17 protein-coding genes are annotated in these 24,108 nt (G+C 41.4%); 8 read left to right on the forward strand and 9 right to left on the reverse strand.

Annotated features, from left to right (window positions below; genetic code table 11):
- Positions 1 to 97: 97 nt before the first annotated feature.
- Both FBB35_RS10715 and FBB35_RS10720 read right to left on the reverse strand, forming a co-directional pair.
- Positions 98 to 3,478 carry a COR domain-containing protein gene (locus tag FBB35_RS10715; RefSeq protein ID WP_174709624.1) on the reverse strand — a complete coding sequence of 1,127 codons (3,381 nt, stop codon included), beginning with the start codon at positions 3,476 to 3,478 and terminating at the stop codon, positions 98 to 100.
- A gap of 253 nt (positions 3,479 to 3,731) precedes the next feature.
- On the reverse strand, positions 3,732 to 7,103 hold the full coding sequence (locus FBB35_RS10720; protein WP_174709625.1) for a COR domain-containing protein: 3,372 nt from the start codon (positions 7,101 to 7,103) through the stop codon (positions 3,732 to 3,734).
- A gap of 352 nt (positions 7,104 to 7,455) precedes the next feature.
- Here FBB35_RS10720 and FBB35_RS10725 point away from each other — a divergent pair, with 352 nt between their 5' ends.
- Together FBB35_RS10725 and speB are read left to right on the forward strand one after the other, a co-directional pair.
- Positions 7,456 to 9,048, forward strand: coding sequence for an NAD(P)/FAD-dependent oxidoreductase (locus FBB35_RS10725; RefSeq protein WP_174709626.1), 1,593 nt, complete (start codon positions 7,456 to 7,458; stop codon positions 9,046 to 9,048).
- Between the two features lie 86 nt (positions 9,049 to 9,134).
- On the forward strand, positions 9,135 to 10,178 hold the full coding sequence (speB, locus tag FBB35_RS10730) for an agmatinase SpeB (protein WP_174709627.1): 1,044 nt from the start codon (positions 9,135 to 9,137) through the stop codon (positions 10,176 to 10,178).
- Positions 10,179 to 10,330: 152 nt separating this feature from the next.
- Here speB and FBB35_RS10735 read toward each other — a convergent pair whose 3' ends face one another.
- Both FBB35_RS10735 and FBB35_RS10740 read right to left on the reverse strand, forming a co-directional pair.
- Positions 10,331 to 10,753 (reverse strand): hypothetical protein, encoded by a 423-nt coding sequence (locus tag FBB35_RS10735; protein WP_114084087.1) that lies wholly within the window; start codon positions 10,751 to 10,753, stop codon positions 10,331 to 10,333.
- A 124-nt stretch (positions 10,754 to 10,877) separates the two neighbouring features.
- Positions 10,878 to 12,515, reverse strand: coding sequence for a CTP synthase (locus tag FBB35_RS10740; RefSeq protein WP_174709628.1), 1,638 nt, complete (start codon positions 12,513 to 12,515; stop codon positions 10,878 to 10,880).
- A gap of 84 nt (positions 12,516 to 12,599) precedes the next feature.
- Here FBB35_RS10740 and FBB35_RS10745 point away from each other — a divergent pair, with 84 nt between their 5' ends.
- Together FBB35_RS10745 and FBB35_RS10750 are read left to right on the forward strand one after the other, a co-directional pair.
- Positions 12,600 to 14,375: an N-acetylmuramoyl-L-alanine amidase gene (locus FBB35_RS10745; RefSeq protein ID WP_174709629.1), complete on the forward strand. Its 1,776-nt coding sequence runs from the start codon at positions 12,600 to 12,602 to the stop codon at positions 14,373 to 14,375.
- 254 nt (positions 14,376 to 14,629) lie between these two features.
- Positions 14,630 to 15,031 (forward strand): hypothetical protein, encoded by a 402-nt coding sequence (locus FBB35_RS10750; protein WP_174709630.1) that lies wholly within the window; start codon positions 14,630 to 14,632, stop codon positions 15,029 to 15,031.
- 46 nt (positions 15,032 to 15,077) lie between these two features.
- Here FBB35_RS10750 and FBB35_RS10755 read toward each other — a convergent pair.
- Both FBB35_RS10755 and FBB35_RS10760 read right to left on the reverse strand, forming a co-directional pair.
- Positions 15,078 to 16,144 (reverse strand): ISKra4 family transposase gene (locus FBB35_RS10755; protein WP_174708235.1). Its coding sequence is split into 2 segments (ribosomal slippage): positions 15,078 to 15,988 and positions 15,988 to 16,144, totalling 1,068 coding nucleotides; the frame shifts between segments, so codons are not numbered across the junction.
- Between the two features lie 126 nt (positions 16,145 to 16,270).
- Positions 16,271 to 16,720 carry a pentapeptide repeat-containing protein gene (locus FBB35_RS10760; RefSeq protein ID WP_174713598.1) on the reverse strand — a complete coding sequence of 150 codons (450 nt, stop codon included), beginning with the start codon at positions 16,718 to 16,720 and terminating at the stop codon, positions 16,271 to 16,273.
- Positions 16,721 to 16,890: 170 nt separating this feature from the next.
- On the opposite strand from FBB35_RS10760, the gene FBB35_RS10765 reads away from it, so the two are divergent.
- On the forward strand, positions 16,891 to 17,433 hold the full coding sequence (locus FBB35_RS10765) for a YraN family protein (RefSeq protein WP_174709631.1): 543 nt from the start codon (positions 16,891 to 16,893) through the stop codon (positions 17,431 to 17,433).
- Between the two features lie 63 nt (positions 17,434 to 17,496).
- Here FBB35_RS10765 and FBB35_RS10770 read toward each other — a convergent pair whose 3' ends face one another.
- A complete protein-coding gene (locus FBB35_RS10770; protein WP_069068139.1) occupies positions 17,497 to 17,886 on the reverse strand; it encodes a hypothetical protein in 390 nt (129 codons plus the stop codon).
- A gap of 246 nt (positions 17,887 to 18,132) precedes the next feature.
- Here FBB35_RS10770 and queA point away from each other — a divergent pair, with 246 nt between their 5' ends.
- The 3 genes from queA (at position 18,133) to FBB35_RS10785 (ending at position 21,547) form a co-directional block, all read left to right on the forward strand.
- Positions 18,133 to 19,365, forward strand: a complete 1,233-nt coding sequence (queA, locus tag FBB35_RS10775; protein WP_174713599.1) for a tRNA preQ1(34) S-adenosylmethionine ribosyltransferase-isomerase QueA — start codon at positions 18,133 to 18,135, stop codon at positions 19,363 to 19,365.
- A 238-nt stretch (positions 19,366 to 19,603) separates the two neighbouring features.
- Entirely contained in the window at positions 19,604 to 20,224 is a 621-nt protein-coding gene (locus FBB35_RS10780; protein ID WP_114084080.1) for a serine O-acetyltransferase, read from the forward strand.
- A gap of 195 nt (positions 20,225 to 20,419) precedes the next feature.
- The gene (locus tag FBB35_RS10785) at positions 20,420 to 21,547 is read left to right on the forward strand and encodes a tetratricopeptide repeat protein (RefSeq protein WP_254625907.1); all 1,128 of its coding nucleotides are present in this window, start codon (positions 20,420 to 20,422) and stop codon (positions 21,545 to 21,547) included.
- 139 nt (positions 21,548 to 21,686) lie between these two features.
- Here FBB35_RS10785 and FBB35_RS10790 read toward each other — a convergent pair whose 3' ends face one another.
- Both FBB35_RS10790 and FBB35_RS10795 read right to left on the reverse strand, forming a co-directional pair.
- On the reverse strand, positions 21,687 to 22,382 hold the full coding sequence (locus tag FBB35_RS10790; RefSeq protein WP_012412256.1) for a TrkA family potassium uptake protein: 696 nt from the start codon (positions 22,380 to 22,382) through the stop codon (positions 21,687 to 21,689).
- 154 nt (positions 22,383 to 22,536) lie between these two features.
- Positions 22,537 to 23,871 (reverse strand): TrkH family potassium uptake protein, encoded by a 1,335-nt coding sequence (locus FBB35_RS10795; RefSeq protein WP_174709633.1) that lies wholly within the window; start codon positions 23,869 to 23,871, stop codon positions 22,537 to 22,539.
- Between the last annotated feature and the right edge of the window lie 237 nt (positions 23,872 to 24,108).

The following is a 24,108-nucleotide window of genomic DNA, read 5'->3' on the forward strand; positions in this document are numbered from 1 at the left end:
TTCATGGATTTCTCCTAATCCCCTTTAAAAAGACTGGCCATTACCCAGATTTTTATAGAAAAACTTGAATTTTTGTTCAAGACAGGGAGAGGTTCTTTTACAGAAAAGCTGCTGCTCTATTGATTTTTTCGCAGATATCTACCCAAGCTTTATCTCGTTTTCCTGCCCCAATGGTGTTTAATGGGCGATCGGGAACGTGTGTTGCTTGATACCGTTCAATTGCTGTTACTTTGTAGTTGCTAGCACGCAAAGGTATCCAGAGAATTTTGACTCCCTCAGCTTTCGCTGCTTCTAACAGAGGTGGTAACTCATTTTGACTAATAAAGTTTGAGGCTAGGAAGTCTGGACTTACCAGCAACACTGCTACTTTTGTAGCTGCCAAAGCCATTTGGATTTCATTTCGCCACATAGCACCAGGCTTGATTTGGGTATCATCCCATAGTTGGAGATTTTGTTCTCTAATTAATGGCTCTAGATGAATTTTGAGGTCATCGAACCACTTTTTATCTTTGTGACTATAGCTAATGAAAACTAGATTTCTAGTTCCGGGTTCAGACATAGGTATTTCCAAATTTGGTGAAGTCGGTAAAACATCGTCAATCAGTCTACGGACATCTACCATCCAAAAAGTTTTCTGACACTGGATTTGGTCATTACGCGCAACCAGGGAGTTATACAATATGTATCGCTCGTAAAAATGAGGAGTTTGACTATCCTTACACTTTTCACAGTTACAGGGAACAAGTGTTTTATATTTCAGGCGTTCGTAAGACTTATGGATTTTGTCCAGTTCATGAATGATACGTATTAGCAGGTCTTTCTTGTGGTTTCCTGCTACGCGGACTTTAATTTCTCGTTGATTGTAGTTTTCAATCACTTCCGCGCGGGTTTGGTCTTCACTGAGAACAACGCCTGTTTTCCAAACGAAAATTTGTTGTTCAATGAATGAATGCATTTCGACAATAAAACGAGTAAGAATACCTTTTGGCATGAAATCATAGGTGTAGCGCAGAATCAGATTGTTAGATTCATCCCAATTGAAATCAGGCTGATTGGTAGAGAGTAATTGAGGTGCAATATAAGTACCCGGACGACTAGGAATTTCGTAACAAAGTTTAAATTTTATCATTAGCTGCAACAGTTCTGGTCGCATATCTGCATATTTATCTTCAAACCAAATGTTTTTTAAATCATTACGGTCAAATTTACCTGATTTTTCAATGACTTGTGGATTATCTAACACTTTGTAAACGGCATCTGTCCCCCAAGTTGGCTTGAGAATTACAGTTTTTCTTAGCAAGTCATCGTCTTGAAAGTGTAGGCATACACCTAAATCATGCAGATAGCCACTAAGTTGAAGTTTATCCTCCTGTTTAGTAAAACCATGTTGCTGACAGATGTTAAAATATTCTTCCAAACTAATACATTCATGGAGGTTTTGTTCTAAAGCTTCCCGCACTTTAACCCAGGTTTTAGGGAGTTCTATACCTACATGAGGTAGGCTGGTAATAAAATGCTTAACTTTATCCAATATTTCTGGTAGACCGCGATTATTGGCAAAGTTTGTAGAAAGTGTTTCTTTAAAATTAATGAATTCCTTTCGTAAATCCTTCTCATTTATTTCCCGTTTGCGCTCATGCTTTTCATTTTTGATAATGAGTAAAGGACTATCATCGCTCAACAATTGAACCACATTTAGCCAGTAGTAAAAATCTGTGTCTTCTTTGCGAGTATCAGCAACTACGGCATAAAGAGAGCGTTTGGTGAGAAAAAATTGGTGGGTAGCATGGTAAATCTCTTGACCACCAAAGTCCCAAATATTGACCTGAAATTCTTTGTGATTGTCAAGCAAGAATTTCCATTGAATAACATCAATGCCTTGAGTGGAAATTTCATCTTGCTGTAAAGTATATTTTTGGTCTTGAATTTTTTTTGCTAGCGTAGTTTTACCTGCACCACCTTCTCCCACAATAAGTAATTTGGCTTCATAAAGGCGATCGGTTTCTTGTTCTAGTTGTTGCCTGTAGAAGTTCAGAATTTCTGCAACCCTTTTCGTTCGGATTTCTGGTGGAAGTGTTTCTAGGGTATTGCTGGATAACTCAAACACGCTGAGGTTGGTGAGTTGACCAATTTCTGCTGGCAGCATAGTCAGTTGATTATTGCTGAGGTTAAGTTTATGAAGATTGGTGAGTTGACCAATTTCTGCTGGCAACGTTGTCAGTTGATTCAAGTTTAGGTAAAGCTGATACAGATTAGTGAGTTGACCAATTTCTGCTGGCAATGTTGTCAGTTGATTGTTGCTGAGGTTAAGTTTGCAAAGATTGGTGAGTTGACCAATCTCTGCTGGCAACGTTGTCAGTTGATTCGAGTTTAGGTAAAGCTGATACAGATTAGTGAGTTGACCAATTTCTGCTGGCAATGTTGTCAGTTGATTGGAATTGAGGTCAAGCTGATAAAGATTGGTGAGTTGACCAATCTCTGCTGGCAACGTTGTCAGTTGATTCAAGTTTAGGTAAAGCTCCCTAAGATTAGAGAGTTGACCAATCCCTGTAGGTAACGTTATCAGTTGATTGAACTGAAGGTTAAGCTCCCTAAGGTTGAAGAGTTGACCTAACTCTGCGGGCAAAGTTATCAGTTTATTGAACTGAAGGTTAAGCTGGCTGAGATTAGAGAGTTGACCTATCTCTGCTGGCAGTGTTATCAGTTGATTGAATTGGAGGTAAAGCTCCCTAAGGTTGGAGAGTTGACCTATTTCTGCTGGCAGCATTGTCAGTTGATTAGAGTTTAGGTGAAGCTCCCTAAGGTTGGAAAGTTGACCTATCTCTGTTGGCAGCATTGTCAGTTGATTTGAATTGAGATCGAGCTTCCTAAGATTGCAAAATTGACTAATCTCTACTGGCAACATTATTCGTGGATTGGAATTGAGGTCAAGCTCCGTAAGGTTGGAGAGTTGACCTATCTCTGCTGGTAGAGTCTTCAGTAGTCGATTCAATCCGAGGTTAAGCACATTGAGGTTTGAGAGTTGACCTATCTGTTGTGGTAAAGTTTCTAGTTGATTGGAGTTGAGGTAAAGCTCCCTAAGATTTGAGAGTTTACCTATCTGTTGTGGTAGGGTCTTCAGTTGATTAGAACTGAGGTAAAGCTCCCTAAGATTTGAGAGTTGACTTATCTGTTGTGGTAGGGTCTTCAGTTGATTAGAACTGAGGTAAAGCTCCCTAAGATTTGAGAGTTTACCTATCTCTTGTGGTATAATATTGAGTTGATTGGAACTGAGATCAAGCACAGTGAGGTTGGAAAGTTGATCAATTTCTACTGGCAGCATTGTCAGTTGATTCGACTGAAGGTAAAGCTCTTTAAGGTTGGAGAGTTGACCTATCTCTGCTGGCAGCTTTACTAAACCTTTGTCAGAAAGGTCTAATATTGTCGCTTTGTCTCTGGCAGCTTCTTCAATAATTTGCAGAAGTTCTTCGTTGGTCATAGGTAGAATTTTCACCAAGGCTATCTATGTCTCTTGACTTGCCATTGTGCGTTTTGGCAGCAGAGAGATTGAGCTAATTAATTACTAATTTAGCGTGTATCAAGACTTGCATCGGGGTGATAAGCTGCTGCACGTCTACGCTCTACCTAAAATCCTTACTATTCCAGTTTTTAACACCAATTGTACAGTCAAAAGTTCATAGGCGTGCGTAGCTCATCGGAGACATTGCTCCACCTATCAACCCTAGCAATATCTAGATTTGCTCATCTAGACGCAGTGCGATCGCTCTTAACAATTCCTCAAACTCTGATTTGCTGTGAATATCAGGGGTGAGCGTGTTCATATCTTTTAGCAAGTTGGCAAGTTCTGCGATCGCATTGCGAATCTCGGTGTATTGGTCAATTTCCTCACGAAATCCCTGCAAATTAGCTGCACTAACGCTTCTCATCCCTTCATCTAATTCTTTAATTTTGTCTTCCCAATGCTTAATATATTGAAGTCTTGCAATAGGGTTATAAATTTGAGCATCCGACAACACAATCGGGAAAATTCGATGATAAAATTCACCATTCTTAGCAATTTGTACTAGCTCAAACATACAATTGGGAGACTTTAAATACTTGTCACTAATAACTGCGATCGCATATTTACCGCGTCCAATCCTTTCCATAAAGGCTTTTATCAGTCCTTTGTAGCCCAAATCGCGTTTATCGCGGATGATTTTGATTCCTTTTGCCTGCAAAGTCTCATCCAATTTATTGACAAATTGCTCACTTTCTCCACCCCAAGCATAGGAAATGAAGATTTCTTTGCTATCGGCTAACCGATGCGTCAACAATTCATTTTTCTCTTGCTCAAGTTCGCTTTGCAACGGTGTAACTTGGGGGTTTATTTCCCCATCGGCTCTATCGGGTTGGAACATAACATCATCGATTAACCTGCGGACATCTACCATTTCATAACTGTTTTCGCACTCAATTTGGTAACGGCGATCGCTCAAGCGCTTAGTCAGCTTGTCCAGAGAATAGGAATGAGGTGTGGACAGATTTTTGCAAGTTTCGCAATTACAAGGAACTAAAGTTTGATATTGCAAACGTTCGTAAGAGTTGTGGATTTTTTCGAGTTCATGGGTGATAACTGCCATCAATTCTTTTGTACGGTTTCCGGCTACACGGATTTTAATTTCCCGTTGATTGTAGTGTTCAATAATTTCAGCACGGGTTTGGTCTTTGTTGAGAACAACACCGTTTTTCCAAACGAGTTTTTGCTGTTCAATCCAAGGGTGTGTCTCGACAATAAAGCGGGTGAGGATGCCTTTGGGCATGAATGTATAAGTGTAGCGTAGGATCAGGTTGTTGCGATCGTCCCAAGTATATTTAGCTTTTTCAATAGAGAGCAATTGAGGCGCAATATAATTGTCACGGCGATCGCGGATTTTGTAACAAAGCTTGAACCGTATCATTAATTGCAGGAGTTCATCTCGCATATCTGCATATTCGCTGCTTTTCCAAATATCTTCAAGATCGTCTTTAGTAAAACAACCTACATTTTGGTTAACAGTCAAATTATCCAAAACTTTGTAGACAGCAGTTGTCCCCCATTCCGGTTTGAGGATGACATAGTGTTTGAGTGTAGAATCATCTTGAAAATGGAGGCAAACGCCGAGGTCGTGGAGATAGCTACTCAAGCGCAGCATATCTTTACGGTCAGTTAAATTATTGACTCGGCAAAGGTTAAAGTATTCTTCAACGCTGATGTAATTTCGAGAATTGTTTTCTAGAGCGGCTCTGACTCTTACCCAGAGTTTTGGTAGAGGTGTACCAACGTGGTCAAGATTACTGATGTAAAGTTGGATCGCCTTTTTAATTTCCGCTAAACCGCGATTGGTATCTAAATTGGTTGGCAGAATTTCCTTGAGGTTGTCAAATTCCCCTCGTAACTGGCCTCCATCGACTACGCACTGACGGTCTTGTTTTTCATTTTTGATGATAAAAACTGGACTTTTGTCGCTCAAAAGTTCGACAACCTTCAGCCACCAGTAAAAATCAGTGTTTTCTGTGCGAGTATCGGCAACTAAAGCATAGAGAGAACGCTTGCTGAGGAAAAACTGATGGGTTTGATGGTAGATTTCCTGACCGCCAAAATCCCAGATATTGACGCGAAAATCTTTGCCATTTGGCAGTGTAAAGTCCCACCGGATCACATCAATGCCTTCAGTTGATTTCTCTTCTGGCTGGAGTTTATAGTTTTCGTTTTTAATTTTCTTAGCTAAAGAGCTTTTACCAGCTCCTCCTTCGCCAATAATTAAGAATTTTGCTTCGTAGAAAGGTTCGGTTTCGGTTGGATCTTGCACCCGAAAATAGAAATCGAGAATTTCACTCACATCACCTGGATTTTGCCTTAAATCCTTTGGCCCCAAAATCTCTGGTGGAATGGGGACTGGATTACGACGAAGATCCAGATTTTTCAGGTTTGGTAGTTGGACAATTTCCGATGGTAGACTGCTCAGTTGATTGTTGCGAAGGTAAAGGAATTGCAAGTTGGTGAGTTGGACAATTTCCGATGGTAGACTGCTCAGTTGATTGTCACTGAGGTAAAGGGTTTGCAAGTTGGTGAGTTGGACAATTTCCGATGGTAGACTGTTCAATTGATTGTCACCTAGACCGAGGGATTCCAGGTTGGTGAGTTGGACAATTTTCGTTGGCAGACTGCTAAGTTGATTATCATGTAGACCGAGGGATTCCAGGTTGGTGAGTTGTCCAATTTCCTCTGGCAGATTGCTTAGTTGATTGTCACTGAGGTAGAGGAATTGCAGGTTGGCGAGTTGTCCAATTTCCGATGGCAGACTGCTCAGTTGATTGTTGTAGAGATTGAGGTATTGCAGGTTGGTGAGTTGTCCAATTTCCTCTGGTAGACTGCTTAGTTGATTGTTGTAGAGATTGAGGTATTGCAAGTTGGTGAGTTGTCCAATTTCCGATGGCAGACTGCTCAGGTTATTCCTACAAAGGTTGAGGGATTGCAGTTTAGTGAGTTGTCCAAATTCCTCTGGCAGACTCCTCAAGTTATTCCTGCTGAGGTCGAGGGATTGCAATTTGGTGAGTTTTCCAAATTCCGGTGGCAGACTGCTCAGGTGACTTCTGGTCAGGTCGAGGGTTTGCAGTTTGGTGAGTTGTCCAATTTCTGGTGGTAAACTTTTCAGTTGATTGCTTGTGAGGTTGAGGGTTTGCAGGTTGGTGAGTTGTCCAATTTCCGATGGCAGACTGCTCAGTTCAGTCAAGCCGAGTTTGAGAGTTTGCAGGTTAGTGAGTTGAAAAAATTCCGATGGCAGACTGCTCAGTTGATTCAAGTCGAGGTGGAGGGATTGCAGGTTGGTGAGTTGTCCAAATTCCGGTGGCAGACTGCTCAGTCGATTACTGTCGAGATTGAGCGTTTGCAAGTTTGTTAGTTGTCCAAATTCCGGTGGCAGACTGCTCAGTTGATTACTGCGGAGGTTGAGCGTTTGCAAGTCTGTTAGTTGTCCAATTTCTGCTGGCAGCGTTGTTAAGCCTTTGCCAGAAAGGTCTAATTCTGTCACCTTGTCTCTGACAGCTTGTTCAATAATTTGCAGCAGTTCTTCGTTAGTCATTTTGGGATTTTACAAAGGCTATGCCTGACGACGAGTTGCTGCTTGGACACGCAGCAGAGATATTGAGCTAATTAATAATGTAGCCTGTATCAAGGATTGCATTGAGGCAAAGTGCGATCTTCCTGCGCCTCTACACTCGACCTCAAAACCTCACCATTCCACCTCTGAACAGTAATTGTCGAGTAAAAAGAGCGATCGCTCCACCTTTGAACACTGAACTGTCGAGGTTTGCTTGTCGCAAAATATCTAACTTTTTGTATTTGATTTTAAGATTGTTGTGTCATTCTATGTAACTTAATGGCTATAGCTTTCTATATTGCCCAGCTTCTATCCCAAATTCCTATGTATAAATATGCCAGAAACTAAATCAACACCTCATACACATACAAACATATCAACCAAAGCTGATAACTTACCTGCATCTGCGATCGCCTCTTCTAATCCTCAAGAAATCTACGATGTTGTAGTGATTGGCGCTGGGCCTGTTGGGTTAGCAACTGCCATTGGCTTACGTAAACGTGGAATTGAAAATATCCTTGTCATCGATCAAACTCGCGCCTTTCGTCAAATTGGACAAACAGTGGATCTTCTCCCCAATGGATTACAAGCTCTTAAATATTTAGATCCTAACGCTTACGAAGAAGTCAAAAAAACTGGACTTGGTTTATTGAGTTCCAAGCAGTCTAATGACCAAAAAACTGTCAAACCTACTGAAGAGAATCAACCTCCAAAGACTTCACCCCACTGGATTTACAAAAACTTAAAGGGACAGATAATTAGGTCAACTTCGCTTAGTTTCGATGACTGGTTTAAAGATTATGGCGAGGGTCGAGTATCAATTTCTTGGTATAATTTGCAGACAACCCTCAGACAGCTACTTCCAGAAGACCGAGTTAAAGCTAATCACCGTTGTATTAATGTGGTAAATGAGCCGGAAAAAGGTTGTGTCCGCATAGATTGTGTAGGTGATACCCAAATAGAAACCAACCCCTATGCCTATTGGACAGATGGGCAGAAGCATAACGATCCACAGCCCCAAAACCCAAATATTCCTCCCCAAGAATTAGCAACAAAATCCATTAGAGCTAAACTAATTGTTGCAGCAGACGGAATTAATTCTACAGTTCGTAGGCTGCTTTACACAGATACTCAATATGATGATTTTGCCCGACCTGAATACTCTGGGTTTGCAGCTATATTGTGTAGGGAAATAGCTGAAGTACCAAAGGAACTATGGACAAAACTAAAAGAAGATTTCTTTCAAGAATCACCGCTTGTTACAATTACTAATGATGAAATATCTGGCAATTCTGTTTGTATAAATAACATCAGAATAATTTTATATTACAGACCAACTGGTGAGCTAGGGTACATAATACATCTTGCTTTGCCTTTAGACTCATTGCAAGGAAAGTCAGAAAGTTCTTTAATTGACTTAGCTTTGCATGAGTTGGAAAAAGCAGGTTTTCCTGATACGCTCAAGCAATTAGTGCGTCTGTCTCCTCCTGCCAAAATGCAGCAGCGTCCATACTATATTCACCACGTGAGCATTTCAGATTCTTTACAAGTTTCTAACCCAACTGACCTCAATATAGAAGCTAATCCTGGCACAAATCCACCAGCCTGGAGTCTAGGGCGAATCGTCTTAGTTGGCGATGCTGCACATGGAATGCCTCCCTTCATGGCTCAAGGAGCTAATCAAGGTTTGGAAGATGCGCTAATAGTTACAACACTCATCGCTAAAATTGCTGAGGATAATAACTGGGATAATCTGCAAGCTATAGCCAAAGCCTTCGAGAAATACGAACATCTTCGTCGTCCATTGATGGCATACGTCCAAGAGGCAACATTAAAGCGATCGCCCCACTCATCAGATAAAGAGTGGGAGAAGTTCAATCAACAGGTGTATCACCGCAATTTCGACCAAATAATAGAAGCGTTGTAGTTAACCGTCTGTGAAAAATTTTGATTACAATGCAGATGTCCACTAGGCGGCGTGCTGTCTATCCACGTAAATCCAGAAGATAATCGATGAGTAATCAACTACAAGACTACAATCCTAGCGGCGTAGGTGAAATAAATGGCAACCTCTTAGGTTTGCCTTGCGATTATGAGTCTGCAAACCTGATTGTCTTTGGTGTGCCGTGGGAAGTCACTGTTTCTTATGGCGCAGGTACAGTTAATGGCCCTCAGCGAATTCTCGATGCTTCGACTCAACTAGATTTATTCGATGTTGATAACCCTAATGGTTGGAAGCAGGGAATTTTCATGGTGGAAATTCCCCAAGATATTTTAGAGAAGAATACATACTACCGCGCCTTGGCAGCAAAAATTATTGAGCGATTAGCCCAAGGAAAAGAACTCTCAGATACCCCAGATTTAACACCTGTTCTCACAGAAATTAATCAGGCTGGCCAACAGGTAAATCAATGGCTGTTTGAAAATTGTCAAGAAGCAATTAACAAGGGTAAGGGAGTCGCAGTTATTGGTGGAGATCACAGTTCACCGTTAGGTTATTTCCAAGCATTAGCGGCTAACTACGCCAACTATGGCATTTTGCACATTGATGCCCACGCAGATTTACGCGATGCTTATGAGGGATTTGAGTTTTCCCATGCGTCGATTATGTTTAATGCAATGAAAATACCGCAAATTTCCAAGCTAGTACAAGTGGGTTTGCGTGATATTAGTCATGATGAAGTGCAAATGATAGACCAATCTGATAGTCGCATTATTGCATATTACGACCCAGCCATTAAACAAAAGCTTTACTCTGGAACAACTTGGCTTGATTTATGCCGAGAAATTATCAGTCATTTACCTGAGTATGTTTACATTAGCTTTGATGTCGATGGTTTAGATCCAAAACTCTGTCCTAGTACAGGTACTCCTGTTCCGGGTGGGCTGGAATTAGAGCAAACATTTTGTCTGTTCCGGGAATTAGTCAAGAGTGGTAGAAAAATTATTGGCTTTGATATCTGTGAAGTCGGTGATGCTGAGTGGGATGGTAATGTTGGAGCGCGGGTAGTTTACAAGCTGGCAAATTTGATGGATTTGTCAAAACAGAATTTGTAATTGTTGAGTTACTAAAATCATTCGACTGAGACGTTCTGCGATCGCTCAGTCGTTACCTATTACCTCTTGCCTTCCCACACTGCGCGAACAAAAATCAAAGCGGATTCCTATATAAAATTGTTTGATTAACCTTGCTCTACTATTTAAGAATTTTAAGATAAAGAATAGCCCGTTGCTTTGTGAACGTATTGCACAACTTTTTGATATGATTCTGGATTACTCACAGGATTAATGATGATGGGGATAGTTCCATCTGGCAACCAAAAAGTTATCCTACCATTCGGTTCATGACAAAAGGAACTAATACAGTTGAGATTAATTACATATTCGTTTTTTTCGTAAAGGATTTTCACCCAGTGGGCATGATCTAATTCTAAACTTGTCACGCATTCTAAATAATCGAGAATCTTTTGATAATCTTCTAGGTTACTTTGTGGATTAATGACTATTGGAATGGCACTATCGGGTAGCCAAAAAGTAACCCTGCCATTCACTTCATAACAAAAAGCATGGACACGTTCAAAATTCACTACATATTCTCTCCTCTCGTAAAGGATTTTCACCCAGTACGCCACAACATCTCCTCAAGTCCGAAATTTACGAATGATGCACCCTGAATGTCCCAGTCTACTGAAGCCTTAAGTTTATGTTGCTGTGTACCAATTCAAAATCAAATTAATTTGTTTGAATTATGAATTGTTAAGAAACCTCCAATGGTGTTGGTGTACCTGAAGTTGACAGAGAAAGAGCGATCGCTGCTTGAATAAACCCTTTAAATAAGGGATGAGGGCTACTAGGACGCGATTGAAATTCTGGATGAAATTGGCAAGCCAGAAAAAATGGGTGCTTGGGTAATTCCACAATTTCAACTAACTGTCCATCAGGAGAAGTCCCACTGATCACATAGCCGGACTTTAATAAGAGATCGCGGTAAACATTGTTGAACTCATAGCGATGTCGATGTCGTTCATAAATTACATCTTCTTGATAAAGCTTGAAAGCCAATGTATCAGGAAGAACACGACAAGGATATAGCCCCAAGCGCATTGTACCCCCTAAATCGACAACTTCCTGCTGTCCTGGCAATAAATTAATTACCGGATTAGTTGTATGAGCGTCAAATTCAGCACTATTAGCATCTGTTAATCCCCCTACGTTCCTAGCCCATTCAATTACAGAGCATTGCATTCCCAGGCATAAACCCAAAAAGGGAATTTGGCGATCGCGTGCGTATTTAATGGCGGCAATTTTGCCATCCACTCCCCGAACCCCAAAACCTCCTGGCACAACTACGCCATCGACACCCCCAAGATGAGCTTCGGCTGATTCATTTTCCAAATCTTCTGAGTTCACCCAACGCAGGCGCAGTTTGCCATAAGTGGAAATTGCAGCATGGTTTAGTGCTTCCACGACAGATAAATAGGCATCACTTAACTGCACATATTTGCCGACAATGGCAATTTCTAGTTCGTGTTTGGGAGTATGTAACCGTTGTACCAAGGTTTGCCACTGCGTCAAGTCTGGTTGGCGTTGCTCCATTTGCAGCAAGTTCAGCACTTGTTCTGCCATTCCTTCCCGTTCCAGATTTAGGGGTACTTCATAGATACTTTTGGCATCTTGAGAAGTAATGACGCATTCTTCGGGCACATCGCAAAATCCCGACAATTTTTGCTTTAATCCCTTGGGTAAGGGGCGATCGCTCCGACAAACTAAAATATCTGGTTGAATACCAATGGATCTGAGTTCTTTAACTGAATGCTGTGTTGGCTTAGTTTTCATCTCACCCGCAGAAGCAATCCACGGTACCAACGTTACGTGCATATACAGTACATGCTGCCGTCCCACCTCTTTGCGGAACTGGCGAATCGCTTCCAAAAACGGCAGTGATTCAATATCTCCCACCGTCCCGCCAATTTCTGTAATTACTACGGACGGATTTGTACTTTTAGCAACTCGCAGAATCCGCTCTTTTATTTCATTAGTAATATGAGGAATAACCTGTACAGTGCCGCCATTGTAGTCTCCGCGTCGCTCTTTATTAATGACTGCCTGGTAAATCGAGCCAGTAGTCACACAGTTCAAGCGCGACATTGAGGTATCGGTGAAGCGTTCGTAATGCCCCAAGTCTAAATCTGTCTCCGCACCATCCTGGGTAACGAATACTTCCCCATGCTGAAAAGGACTCATTGTGCCAGGATCGATATTGATATAAGGGTCGAGTTTGAGAATCGACACCGAATATCCGCGCGACTTGAGCAAACGCCCTAGACTTGCTGCTACAATGCCCTTACCAATACTGGAAACTACGCCTCCAGTTACGAAGATAAACTTAGTCATAGTAGTTTGAATTTCTAACAACTTCTAAAAATACATCCCGTCATTGTGCCACAGTTATTGTGGTGTAATCTTCTATGATTTGCTGTGAAAAACCTTTTAGGATTAGTAATATTAGGCTGTATTCTCACATCCTCCGTAGCTTTGGCAGAGCCATCTCTTATAGTCGTTTTTCCTGAGACAAACTACCAGACGAGTTCCCAAAAAATCTTTTTTCTGGGGACTGCACCACCAGATGGTGAGGTTTTGATCAATAGTAAGCCAATTAACCGCAGCAAAGCTGGTCATTTTTCCCCTAGTTTCCCCTTGCAGTTGGGAGAGAATCTTTTTACTGTGCGTCGCCAGAATCAAGAACTTAAGATTAAGGTGATAAGGGTTAACACTAGTCCTGAACTACCACAGGGGGTAGCCTTTGCTAAAGATTCCTTGACTCCCGCAGCTGATATTGCCAGACTACCAGGAGAACTAATTTGTTTTAGTGCGTTAGCGAAGCTTCCCGAAGGGGTCGCACCCCCTAACGCCAATGTCTCTGTAACCCTGGCTAATCAAACGATTACCCTTTTACCTCAACCTCAACAGGCACAACTACCAAGTAATTTGGCAGCTCTGACAGGGCAAAATCAGCCTTATGCCCAGTCTAGCGTAGGCAATTATAAAGGTTGCACCACAGTGGCTACAGCCGCCGATCTGGGAAAACCTCAGTTTCAACTAACACTCAATGGCAAGACGATAACTCAACCAGGGACTGGTAAAATTCAAATCCTTTCAAGAGCAGAGTTGCCGGTTTCTGAGGTTACAGTAGAGTCAGGCGTTGCTCGCACTGGCCCAAGCACCGATTATTCTCGACTCACACCACTGCCTAAAGGCACACGCGCAACAGTAACAGGTAAGGAAGGTGAATGGTTGCGCCTAGACTATGGCGCTTGGATTAATAGTCAGGAAACTCGCATTCTACCTGGTGCAATTCCGCCACAGACAATAATTCGCAGTGTCGGATACCGTCAACTCCCTGGTGCGACAGAGATATTTTTCCCCTTACAAGTTCCCATACCTGTGAGCGTGCAGCAAAGTGAGAAAGCTCTCGCTCTCACTCTCTACAATACTACTGCCCAAACGGACATTATTCGCCTGGATGATGACCCTCTAATTTCTCGCCTAGATTGGCAACAGGAGGCTCCAGAACAAGTAAAATACACCTTTAACCTCAAAAAAGCTCAACAGTGGGGATATAAGCTGAGATACGACGGTACAACCCTGGTTTTGGCTTTGCGTCATCCGCCTAATATTGGGAACACAAGACGCAAGCTTTTAGCTAATCTCAAGATTGTACTCGATCCAGGGCATGGCGGTAAAGAATCTGGTGCCAGTGGCCCAACTGGATATTTAGAAAAAGATGTGAATTTGGTGGTATCTAAGTTGCTGCGGGACGATTTGGTGAAGCGAGGAGCAACGGTAGTGATGACGCGGGAGGACGATAAGGAAGTTTCTCTAGCAGAACGTCAGGCAATTATTAGTAAAGAAGAACCTGCGATCGCTATTTCCATACATCACAACTCCTTACCCGATGATGGCGATGCCGAAAAAACCAAGGGATTTGCTGCTTTTTGGTATCAACCCCAAGCCCACAGCCTGGCAATATTTTTACAGAGCTATGTTGTTAAAAAACTCGGCAAACCTTCTTATGGTGTGTTTTGGGACAACCTAGCGCTGACACGCCCAGCAGCTGCGCCATCGGTGTTACTGGAATTGGGTTTTATGAGCAATCCCGATGAATTTGAGCAGGTAGTGAACCCAAAAGAACAGAAGAAAATGGCTGATGCGATCGCTCAGGGGATTACTGAGTGGTTTAGGAGTGTTCGATAGATCGGGAGTTAAACTTACGAGCTATAGCAATTTTATTTCTTATGCCAAACGAAAGATTGTAGAGGCAATTCATGAATTGCCCCTACAGAGTTTTGGCTATTATTTGTATAAGTCCTGGATTTGTGAAAATTCGCGGTATTCAGATCGCCGACTTCGTGAAAGTTGTCAGCGATTTAACTTTTCAGTGCTTCTACCCTGCCAAAACCTCTTTGATCGCGGGTAAAAATATATCAAATCTTATATTTTGAAACCGTATGTATTTTAAAATCGGCGGTATGGTGGGAGCGATCGCTATCTTATTGAGCAATGGTAGTGCGATCGCTGAAGGCGTTGACTCAGCGATCGCCCAAGATGCACAAAGATATATTACCGTGGGGCATGATAAATTAGGGAACAGCATCGCTCTGGACACGAAAACTATTAAGGGCACAACATACAAGCTTTACGGTATCTACGGAGATGGCATCTTCGAGACTACATTCGACGCATCATGTTCAGAATCGCGGCTTTTTCGGAATCACATTGCCATTTACAGTTCAGAGGGACAGCTACTTCAAGAGGATAAGGAGAAAGGAGAAATACCTTTTGTCGCCAATTCTTCACCAGGCAAGGGAATGAAAATTGTTTGTCAAAAGATTGGGGCCATTGGTTGGTAGGTTCAGTAGGGAATGCCCAAGGGAGCATCTCACTTTTTAAAGTGGCTCAAACTGACAATAATCCATTGAGGTAAGCACAGCGATGGGCTAGGACTTGAGGCACATTTTCTCGTTTCCATTGTGCCCCGGAAATTTTTGTTCGACGGTCAACCTGTTTAACGGCAGATTCAACTGAACCTGAACCAATTGAACAAATTTCTTCAGCTTGATAATATTCGTAGTTGATAATGCGATTGCGATGCTTATCAAGATAACGGCAAAAGTTTTGTACTTGTTTGCCTTTACAATCTGTAAATAAGGCAATAGTAGCCTCAACTTGGCCTTTCCATAGTAGATTTTGTGCTTGTTTCAAGCGTTTTTGTGAACCCCCAACTTTGTGGAGGTTTTCTATTAAATGGAACCAATCAAGTATTTCTCGACGTTGTGCATCAGGTGCTAATTGGTCAATTATATTCCAAATGCCGTCATGTCCATCACCAATACAAGTGAGTGGGCTAGCCAGTGGTTGGTCATTAACCCAATCAATCACAATCTGATTATTCTGAAATGAAGTTCCCAAGATTCCGAGATGATGTAAGCTAATTGCTTTATAGCCAAGCCATGCACATATTTGACCTTTAGGAGTTCGGACACGGATGTTTCCACCATCGACGCTTAATTCTTCAATTGTCTGTTCTGGTGTTGGCAACTCAAAATTCTGGCGATGCACTAATCTCTGTTGACTGCTGTGAGAAACCTCTATGCCCGTAAAATACTTGATGTCTGATGCCGCATCTTCATAGCTGACATTCGCACTTACCCTCAAACAACAAGTTTCTAGATATGGACTCAGTTGAGTACTTGGTGCGACTTCTAATTCAATGGCTTGTTTGCTCGTTATTGCTAACTCTCCAAGAATGCTTTTGAGCCGTCGTTGGTATCCTGCGGTTGTCCCTGTAATCGTTTCGATAAAAAAACCCCTACTTCTGGCATAACATGCTTCTGCATTTGACTCCGCACTGCTTCTTCAATTGCTGCAAGATTTGTGAGCTTTTCTTTTGACGTATCTTCATACAATATTTTAGCAATCGCCTGAATATGTTTTTGAAGAGCTTGCTTTTGTTCTGGGGTCATCGGTAAGTAAATACACTCGTCTTACCTATCCTGACTGATTTTCGTCTTCTTTGCAAAAAACTGGGATGCTCCCAATGCCCAATGCCCCATACCCAATGCCCCATGCCCAATTCCCAGTAGAAAATACTAAGGACAAAACAACGTGTCACGCGTATCTCGTCCTGTGGTTGGATTAGTCCCTTTGGCTAGTTTGCACAATTTTTTTTGCTCATCGGGACGCAGCAGCGTATCGGTAAAATCTGCTCCGTCAATGGTTGCACCATCAAATCTGGCATTAGCGGCAAACGCACCCTCTAACAGCGCATTTGTTAAATTTGCTCTAACTAAACGAGCCGAGTCTAAAGTGGCATTTCTTAAATCAGAACCCTCCAAATTCGCAGACTCTAAATTTGCTGCAAAAAAACTGACACCGTTCAAATTAGCATGACTGAAGTTACTCTGGCGAAGATTAGCTTTGGTAAAGCTAGAGTCTGTTAAATCACGTCCTGAAAAATCAGCCTCGACCAAAATCTCTTTATTATATTCGAGTGCCAAAGCTGTTGGAGCAAAACCGAGCGTTGCGGTGATGCTAATCATTCCCCACAAGAATAAGCTGAGTATATTTGTCCAAAAGTGATAGTCTGTCTTACGCTTCAACCCAAATTGTCTTCGGGATGAGTCGAGTTTAGAACCTGCTGTGCGTAGGCGTAGCCCGCCGCAGGCATCGCTTAATCTAGAATTCATAGAATTTATGATATTTTTCATCAATGGCTAATCTTCCTCCATCTCATTATCCAGATATTGGTCATTTAGGAGAAGACCTAGTTGCCCAATGGTTGCAATCTACAGGTTGGATAATTCTGCATCGTCGCTTTTCTAGCCCTTATGGAGAAATCGATATTATTGCCCAACATCATGGAGCAACTGAGAAAGAGCAGGTGAGCAGGGAAGCAGGAGAATTCCTAATTCCTAACTCTCCACTCCCCACTCTCCACTCAATGCTGGCATTTGTTGAAGTCAAAACCCGCAGTTCAGGGAGTTGGGATGCAGGGGGAAGAAGCGCCATCACCCCACAAAAACAAGCAAAAATCTCACGGACAGCTGGAATATTCTTAGCCCAGTACCCTGAAAAGGCGGATTATTCTTGCCGATTTGATGTTGCTATTGTCTACTGTCAAAGGATACCAAAAAATCAGACTGCGGTTATAGCAACTCAGGAAGCTCTTGCTACTTCATCAGCAGCCGAATATAAGTTTAAGCTGCAAGAATACATTCCGGCAGCTTTCGACTCTTCAATTGATAATGGTTAATTGGTAATGGATAAAATATCTTAATTACCAATAATTATGTACTGGCGTTACAACCAAACGGTATTACGCCAAAGTTTCTGGACAGTAGCCTAAGCCCCGAACAAACTGTTGTCGGAAAGCTTCGATTTCGTCTCTCTCTGGACTACCATGAGAAACGATCGCTACCTGATAGCGACGCATCACGTCCACAGGGCATTGTCCCGCTTCTAAACTCCAAAGTGCCATTTGCACCCTCATTGGTGGCTCATAGCTAATTCCTAATTCATTTAGAAAAGCCCGAAAGTCGCCATCTTCTTGGGGCGAGACTTGACCTCTGAGTTTGATCCTAACCACCCAGCCATCAATTTGATGAATTACGGTGACGAACGAAACTGGTGTCTGGGGTCTAGCGTGCAGGTGTTGAACGACCCTCAGGGTTAGACTGGCATTTGCCAGATAGTACAAGTATTCCATGTTTGTTGGTGCTTGGGATCAAAGCCAATCCTACATATCTATATTCGTCAATCAGTGCCTGTTCCCGGTAGGGTAAAAGCCCCCGTTTTTAGATGGGGAGGTTTACCCAATTTTTATGTTAATTTTTCCGTGTTACTTAATAGTAACAATCTTATAGCCTCGCGACAAAATTGGGAAAAGATGCCTTAAAGTTCCAATATAAGGGAAAGCTAAAAAGAGCTTTTTGTCAGAGAGTATAAATACTAAATAAACCAAAAACTAGTACAAGCCAAGTTGAAAGATACATCTAGCCCCAAAGAAAAAAATTTTGAATTAGATTGCTCGGTAGCCGGCTATGACTACACACTACCTCCAGAACTCATTGCCCAAAACCCAGCAGTTCCTAGAGATAGTTCCCGGTTACTGGTAGTTAATTCTCCCACTACAGGCGCTGAAACAGAAGCATCTCACCATATTTTCCATGATTTGCCTGCACTGCTGCGCTCTGGTGATTTGTTGGTCATGAACAATACAAGGGTTATTCCAGCGCGGCTTTATGGTCATAAAAACACTGGTGCTAAAATCCAGGTGTTGCTGTTGGAAGAACGGCAGTATAACTGTTGGTTAGCTTTAGTTAAGCCAGGAAAAAGCTTCAAACAGGGAACGAAGATTATTTTTGAAGCAAGGCAAACGGGGACTGGGGGTTGGGGATTAGAGATTGGGGATTGGGAAGATTCTTCCCTAGTCCCTAGTCCCCAGTCCCCAGTTCCCAGTCCCAAACTCACCGCTACAGTTTTAGAAACAGATGCAGCAACCGGGGGACGTTTGTTGCAATTTGATGTGCCAGAGGGAAAGCCTTTGGTGCAACTGTTAGAGGTATTTGGTGAAGTACCGCTACCACCCTACATTACTGCCTCCTCAGCTGCTGATGAGCAGTATCAGACAGTTTATGCCGAACAGCCAGGAGCGATCGCAGCACCGACAGCAGGATTACACTTTACCCCAGAATTATTACAAAAGCTGCGCGATCGCAACATCAATCAAGCTTTTGTCACGCTACACGTTGGTGTCGGCACTTTTCGCCCTGTGGAAGTGGAAGACGTAACTACCCACCAGATGCATGAAGAATGGATTGAAGTTCCTGCCGCCACAGTAGAGCAAATTCGCGCCACTAAAGCAGCTGGCGGTCGAATTATTGCTGTGGGAACAACGGCAGTCAGGGCTTTGGAAGGGGCGGCTAAATCTGGGAATTTACAAGCATTTTGTGGTAAAACAGACTTGTTTATTTATCCCGGCTACCAATGGCGGGTGGTGGATGGTTTGATTACCAATTTTCACCTACCACGTTCTAGTTTGCTGATGTTGGTAAGTGCGCTAATTGGCAGACAACGGCTATTGAATATATACTTGGAAGCGATCACTTTTGGGTATCGTTTCTATTCCTTTGGTGATGCTATGCTAATTTTGCCGGAAGCCATAAGAGTTCTGAGTCAAGCATGAGGGCAATGTTCCCTGTTACCTATTCCCTACCTGACTTTTCACGTTATGTGGAAAAGTCCACGAAAAACCTAACCCCCTAACCTCCTTCCCGATGCGGGAAGGGGGAAATTCAAAGTCTCTCTCCTAATAGGAGAGAGATTTAGAGAGAGGTTTTCCAGATGCCGTGAAAAGTCAGATTCCCTACCTACCTACGCAAATACGTTAAGTAATCAAACCGGATTCCTATAGGAGTAATTTTATGCGTGACTTCATAATAAAATTGGTCAAAACTATCATCCAGATAATGAATGCTCCGATGCTCATATTGTTTATCGTCACTACAAAGAAAGAAGTGATTCTTGTGGATGTAAGACGATGGTCAAAGATAGTTGAGCTAGTTGATACTTCTGACTGGGTTAACTTGCTATATTTGCTTTATAAATATCCCGAATTCAGAAGTCTTTACTATTACAGAATTAAAAAAGGTAACTTTCTAGGATTGGTACTGATGCATATTATAAAATTCTTTTATAAAGAATGTCCAAGTCTATTTTTATATTGCGATAATATTGGTTCTGGACTATTTATTCAACATGGCTTTAGTACTATAGTAAATGCAAGAAGTATTGGTGATAATTGCTGGATTAATCAACAGGTGACAATAGGATACAGCAGTAAAAATAATTTTCCGACAATTGGCAACAATGTAATCATAAGTTCAGGTGCAAAAGTGATTGGCAACGTCACTATAAATGATAATGTGATAGTAGGAGCAAATGCAGTTGTAGTCAAAGATGTTCCCAGTAATTGTGTTGTTGTCGGTGTTCCAGCTTATATAATCAAGAGAGATGGCGTGAAAGTAAAAGAGCAGTTGATTTAAATTTGTTTATTAACAGATTATAAAACCTATAGAATATCGCACTAATTACGGTATGCAGAGCAACTGAACAAGGAGAAGGATGTTTTTACAAAAGTCGGATGCTCCCAAAGTGAGAAATTCTTAATTTTTTGATTTGCAATTTTTTATGCTGTGGTGGGTATTCTGACTTATAAAGATATGAGCATAAGTACATCTATGTCACTCCTGTCTAGAAAAAGTCAAACTCAGCCGTGGTTACACTTCTTATTTCACCAAAACTCTGTTCAGAAAAAGCCCCTGTTCAGACTTCTGTTTGCTTTCTCTGCGTTTTTGGTCTTAGCTGCACCAGCAATTACTAATTTTCCAGGAAGCAAGCTGCTAGCAGAAACCGCAATTTCTCAGGATCTTGAAGCAGCTAGCTTTTTCCAGCAGGGAGTCACGCGCTATAACCGCAAAGACTTACAGGGTGCAGAATATGCCTTTCGTCAAGCATTGCAGCGAGATCCTAGCCTTGGGGCTGCGCTAAATTATCTGGGTAATATATTAATGGAGCAAAATCGCCTAGATGTAGCTTTACAAGAATATACAGAGGCGATTAGGATTAATCCTAATTTTAGTGAAGCTTATTACAACTTAGGGTTAGTGCTGCATCGTCAGGGACAAAAAGATGCTGCGATTACGGCTTATCGTCAAAGCCTTGTGATAGATCCCACAAAGGTAGCAGCGCTGTATAATCTGGGTTTGGTGCTGTATGAACAGGGACAGCTACCGGAAGCGATCGCAACATACCAGCAAGCAATTAATTTAGATAGCAGCAATGCCAACGCTTATTTTAACTTAGCGATCGCCTTGCAGCAACAAGGTCAAACAGAGCAAGCGATCGCAACCTATCGTCAAGTCTTGCAGTCAGATCCTCAAAATGCCACAGCTTATAACAACATGGCAAATTTGCTAGCAATCCAAGGCCAAGCTTCTGAGGCTATTTCTGTTTATCGGCAAGCTATTCGCCTAAATCCTAAAAACGCCTCAGCTTACTATAATTTGGGAGTCACTTTATATAATCAAGGCGAAATCAAAAAAGCTAATGGAGTCTTGAAACGTGCCCATACGGAGTATCGTGAGCAAGGGAACATTGAGCAAGCTCAGAAAATAGAACAACTAATGCAACAAATTGCCCAGAAAATTCAGCCACAACAGCCTCAAGCCAGTCAAACAGCTACTCCCTCTGAAGCTTCAGACAACACAAGTAATGTAATACAAACACCTGAGCCACAAACACCAAATCAACTAGAAAACCCTGTCTCAGTTGAACAACAATCTACTTCAACGAGTTCTGGACAATAAAAAAATCAGAGTTAGAAATAAATTAATAACTTCTAACTCTGCCAATTTTAGATTTTGAGTAGCAAATTTGGTGTACTTACAGTGCAACTTGGATTGAAGGAAAAATCTTAAATCTAAAATTGAATGATTTATAAATTTTTTAAATCGGCAAACGATTGATATCTTTATTGCAGCCAATAACTACCATTGCTGAACCACGTTCTAAACGTTTGGTAGGGTCAGGATTAATTTGAAATTTACCATCCTGGCTCACCGCTAGCAAATTTAAACCGTAGCGGTTACGAAGTTGAAGCTCGGTGATTGTTCTGCCGTGAAATTCATCAGGCACAATCAACTCTACAATACTGTTATCTGGGTCTAGATCAAATCGATCTAAGATTGCTGGTTTAGTAAGTGTACGCGCTAGGGCGCAACCTGCTTCATACTCAGGAAAAACAACATGATCTGCTCCTACTCGCCGTAATAGTTTACGATGAACTTCACTAGAAGCTTTGGCGACTACATGGGGTACGCCAGCCTCTTTCACATTTAGGGTGGTTATAATGCTTTCTTGAACGTAGTTGCCAATCGCTACAATTACAGTATCAAATTCAAAAATTCCAGCTTCTTTTAGTGCGGCTGGTTCTGTAGAATCTAATTGCAAAGCATGACCAACTATTCCCTCAGTTAATGCTTCTGAAACTCGTTTTTCATCAATATCTGTTGCCAGTACTTGATAACCGAAGTTATGCAGTGTAGAACAGACCGATCTACCAAAACGACCTAATCCAACTACAGCAAATTGTTGGTTATCTTTACGTAAACTGCGAAAAAAACTTAATGATGAAAGATTCACCCTTTTTATCCTTATAATGGCTCCCTGTATTTAGGGCAAAAAACGGTTATACTACTTGAATTAAAAATATTATTTTTTGCCTTCCAATGTATATTTTATCAGTTTAGTCATTAGTGAGTTGTCAAGAATTATCCCCCCACTTCCCACTCCCTAACTATCCCACGAGGAGATTTTCTTCAGGATAGTGAATTCTAGTAGGAAGTGGGTCTCCTAGTACTGCGGACATCAGTAGTAAAACACCTACTCGTCCAATGTACATAGTTATAATGAGGATGAGCTTTGCTGTCATAGAGATACTTCCTGTAATACCTGTTGAAAGCCCCACGGTGGCGAAGGCTGATACCACTTCAAACAAAATTTGAATAAAATCTAATGTTGGATCTGTGAGGCTGATTAAGACAGTAGCTAAAATCACGGTTGCTACTGAAGCCACCAACACACCCACGGCTTTCAAAATTAAAGATATTGCTATCTTGCGATCGTATAATAAAACTTCTTCTTTCCCCTGAAGAATCGCTTTGGTGCAACTGGTCAAGACTCTGAGAGTTGTTGTTTTCATGCCTCCTCCCGTACCACCTGGACTTGCACCAATAAACATTAGTGCAATCGTAATAAATAGACCGGCATTGGTCATTTTACCAATATCTATAGTGTTAAAGCCAGCAGTTCTAGGAGTAACTGATTGAAACCAAGCTAGTAATATCTGGTCACGAAAATTTAGAGAACCAAATGTTTCTGGGTTTCTAATCTCTATACAAAAGAATGCAATTAATCCTATTACTAACAATATAATAGTTGTACTAGTTGCAACTTTAAAATCTAGAGAAAATCTTTGATTATGATTTTTTTTGAAAAGGCGATCGCGTAACCAAAGGTACATTTCCAAAATTACCTGATAGCCAATTCCCCCAAAGATAATTAACATTGTGATGGTAAAGACTACTAAGAAAGATGACTGATATCCAATTAAGTTATCTTTAAATAAACTAAAACCAGCATTATTCCAAGCGTTGATACTATGAAAAATTGCTAACCAAAGTCCTTTACTCCATCCATACTCAGGAACAAAAGCTGGTAGAAGTAAGAATATGCCTGTAATCTCAAAAATTAATGTTGTGGCAATAATTGAACGGATAACTTGGGCGCTACCACTCATCCCTGGTCGATCTAAAGCTTGTTGAATTGCTATTTTTTGCCGCATATCAAACCTACGACCAATAAGCAAAATCAAAAATGTGGTAGTTGTCATGTAGCCCAACCCGCCAATCTGAGCTAATAGTGCAATAAACAATTGACCCCAAAAGGAAAAGTAAGTACCAGGATCAACTACTGATAAACCTGTGACACAAACTGCGGATGTCGAGGTGAATAGTGCCACAATCAGGTTATTCCATGTACCATTGCTAGTCGAAAAAGGCATCATCAACAGGATAGTACCGACAGCAATGACAGCCAAAAATCCCAAACAAATTGTCCGAGCAACAGTCATAATTAATTCGTAATTCGTAGTTAAGAACGTTATATTTAACCTAGGTTTATGCCTCTTGGATATCGTATGTTTTTTTGATAGTTGGGTATAATTTTGAGCAAAAACAGTTTATTCAGGTAAAACTGAGAAATTTTTGAAGGAGGATAGATTATGGTTGATTTTCCCTAGAAATAAAAATACCATTATTTAATTAAAAACATACATGGTAGTCTACCAGTATGTTTTTTTTGAATTCTA

The organism is Nostoc sp. TCL240-02, from assembly GCF_013343235.1.
Lineage (GTDB): Bacteria > Cyanobacteriota > Cyanobacteriia > Cyanobacteriales > Nostocaceae > Nostoc.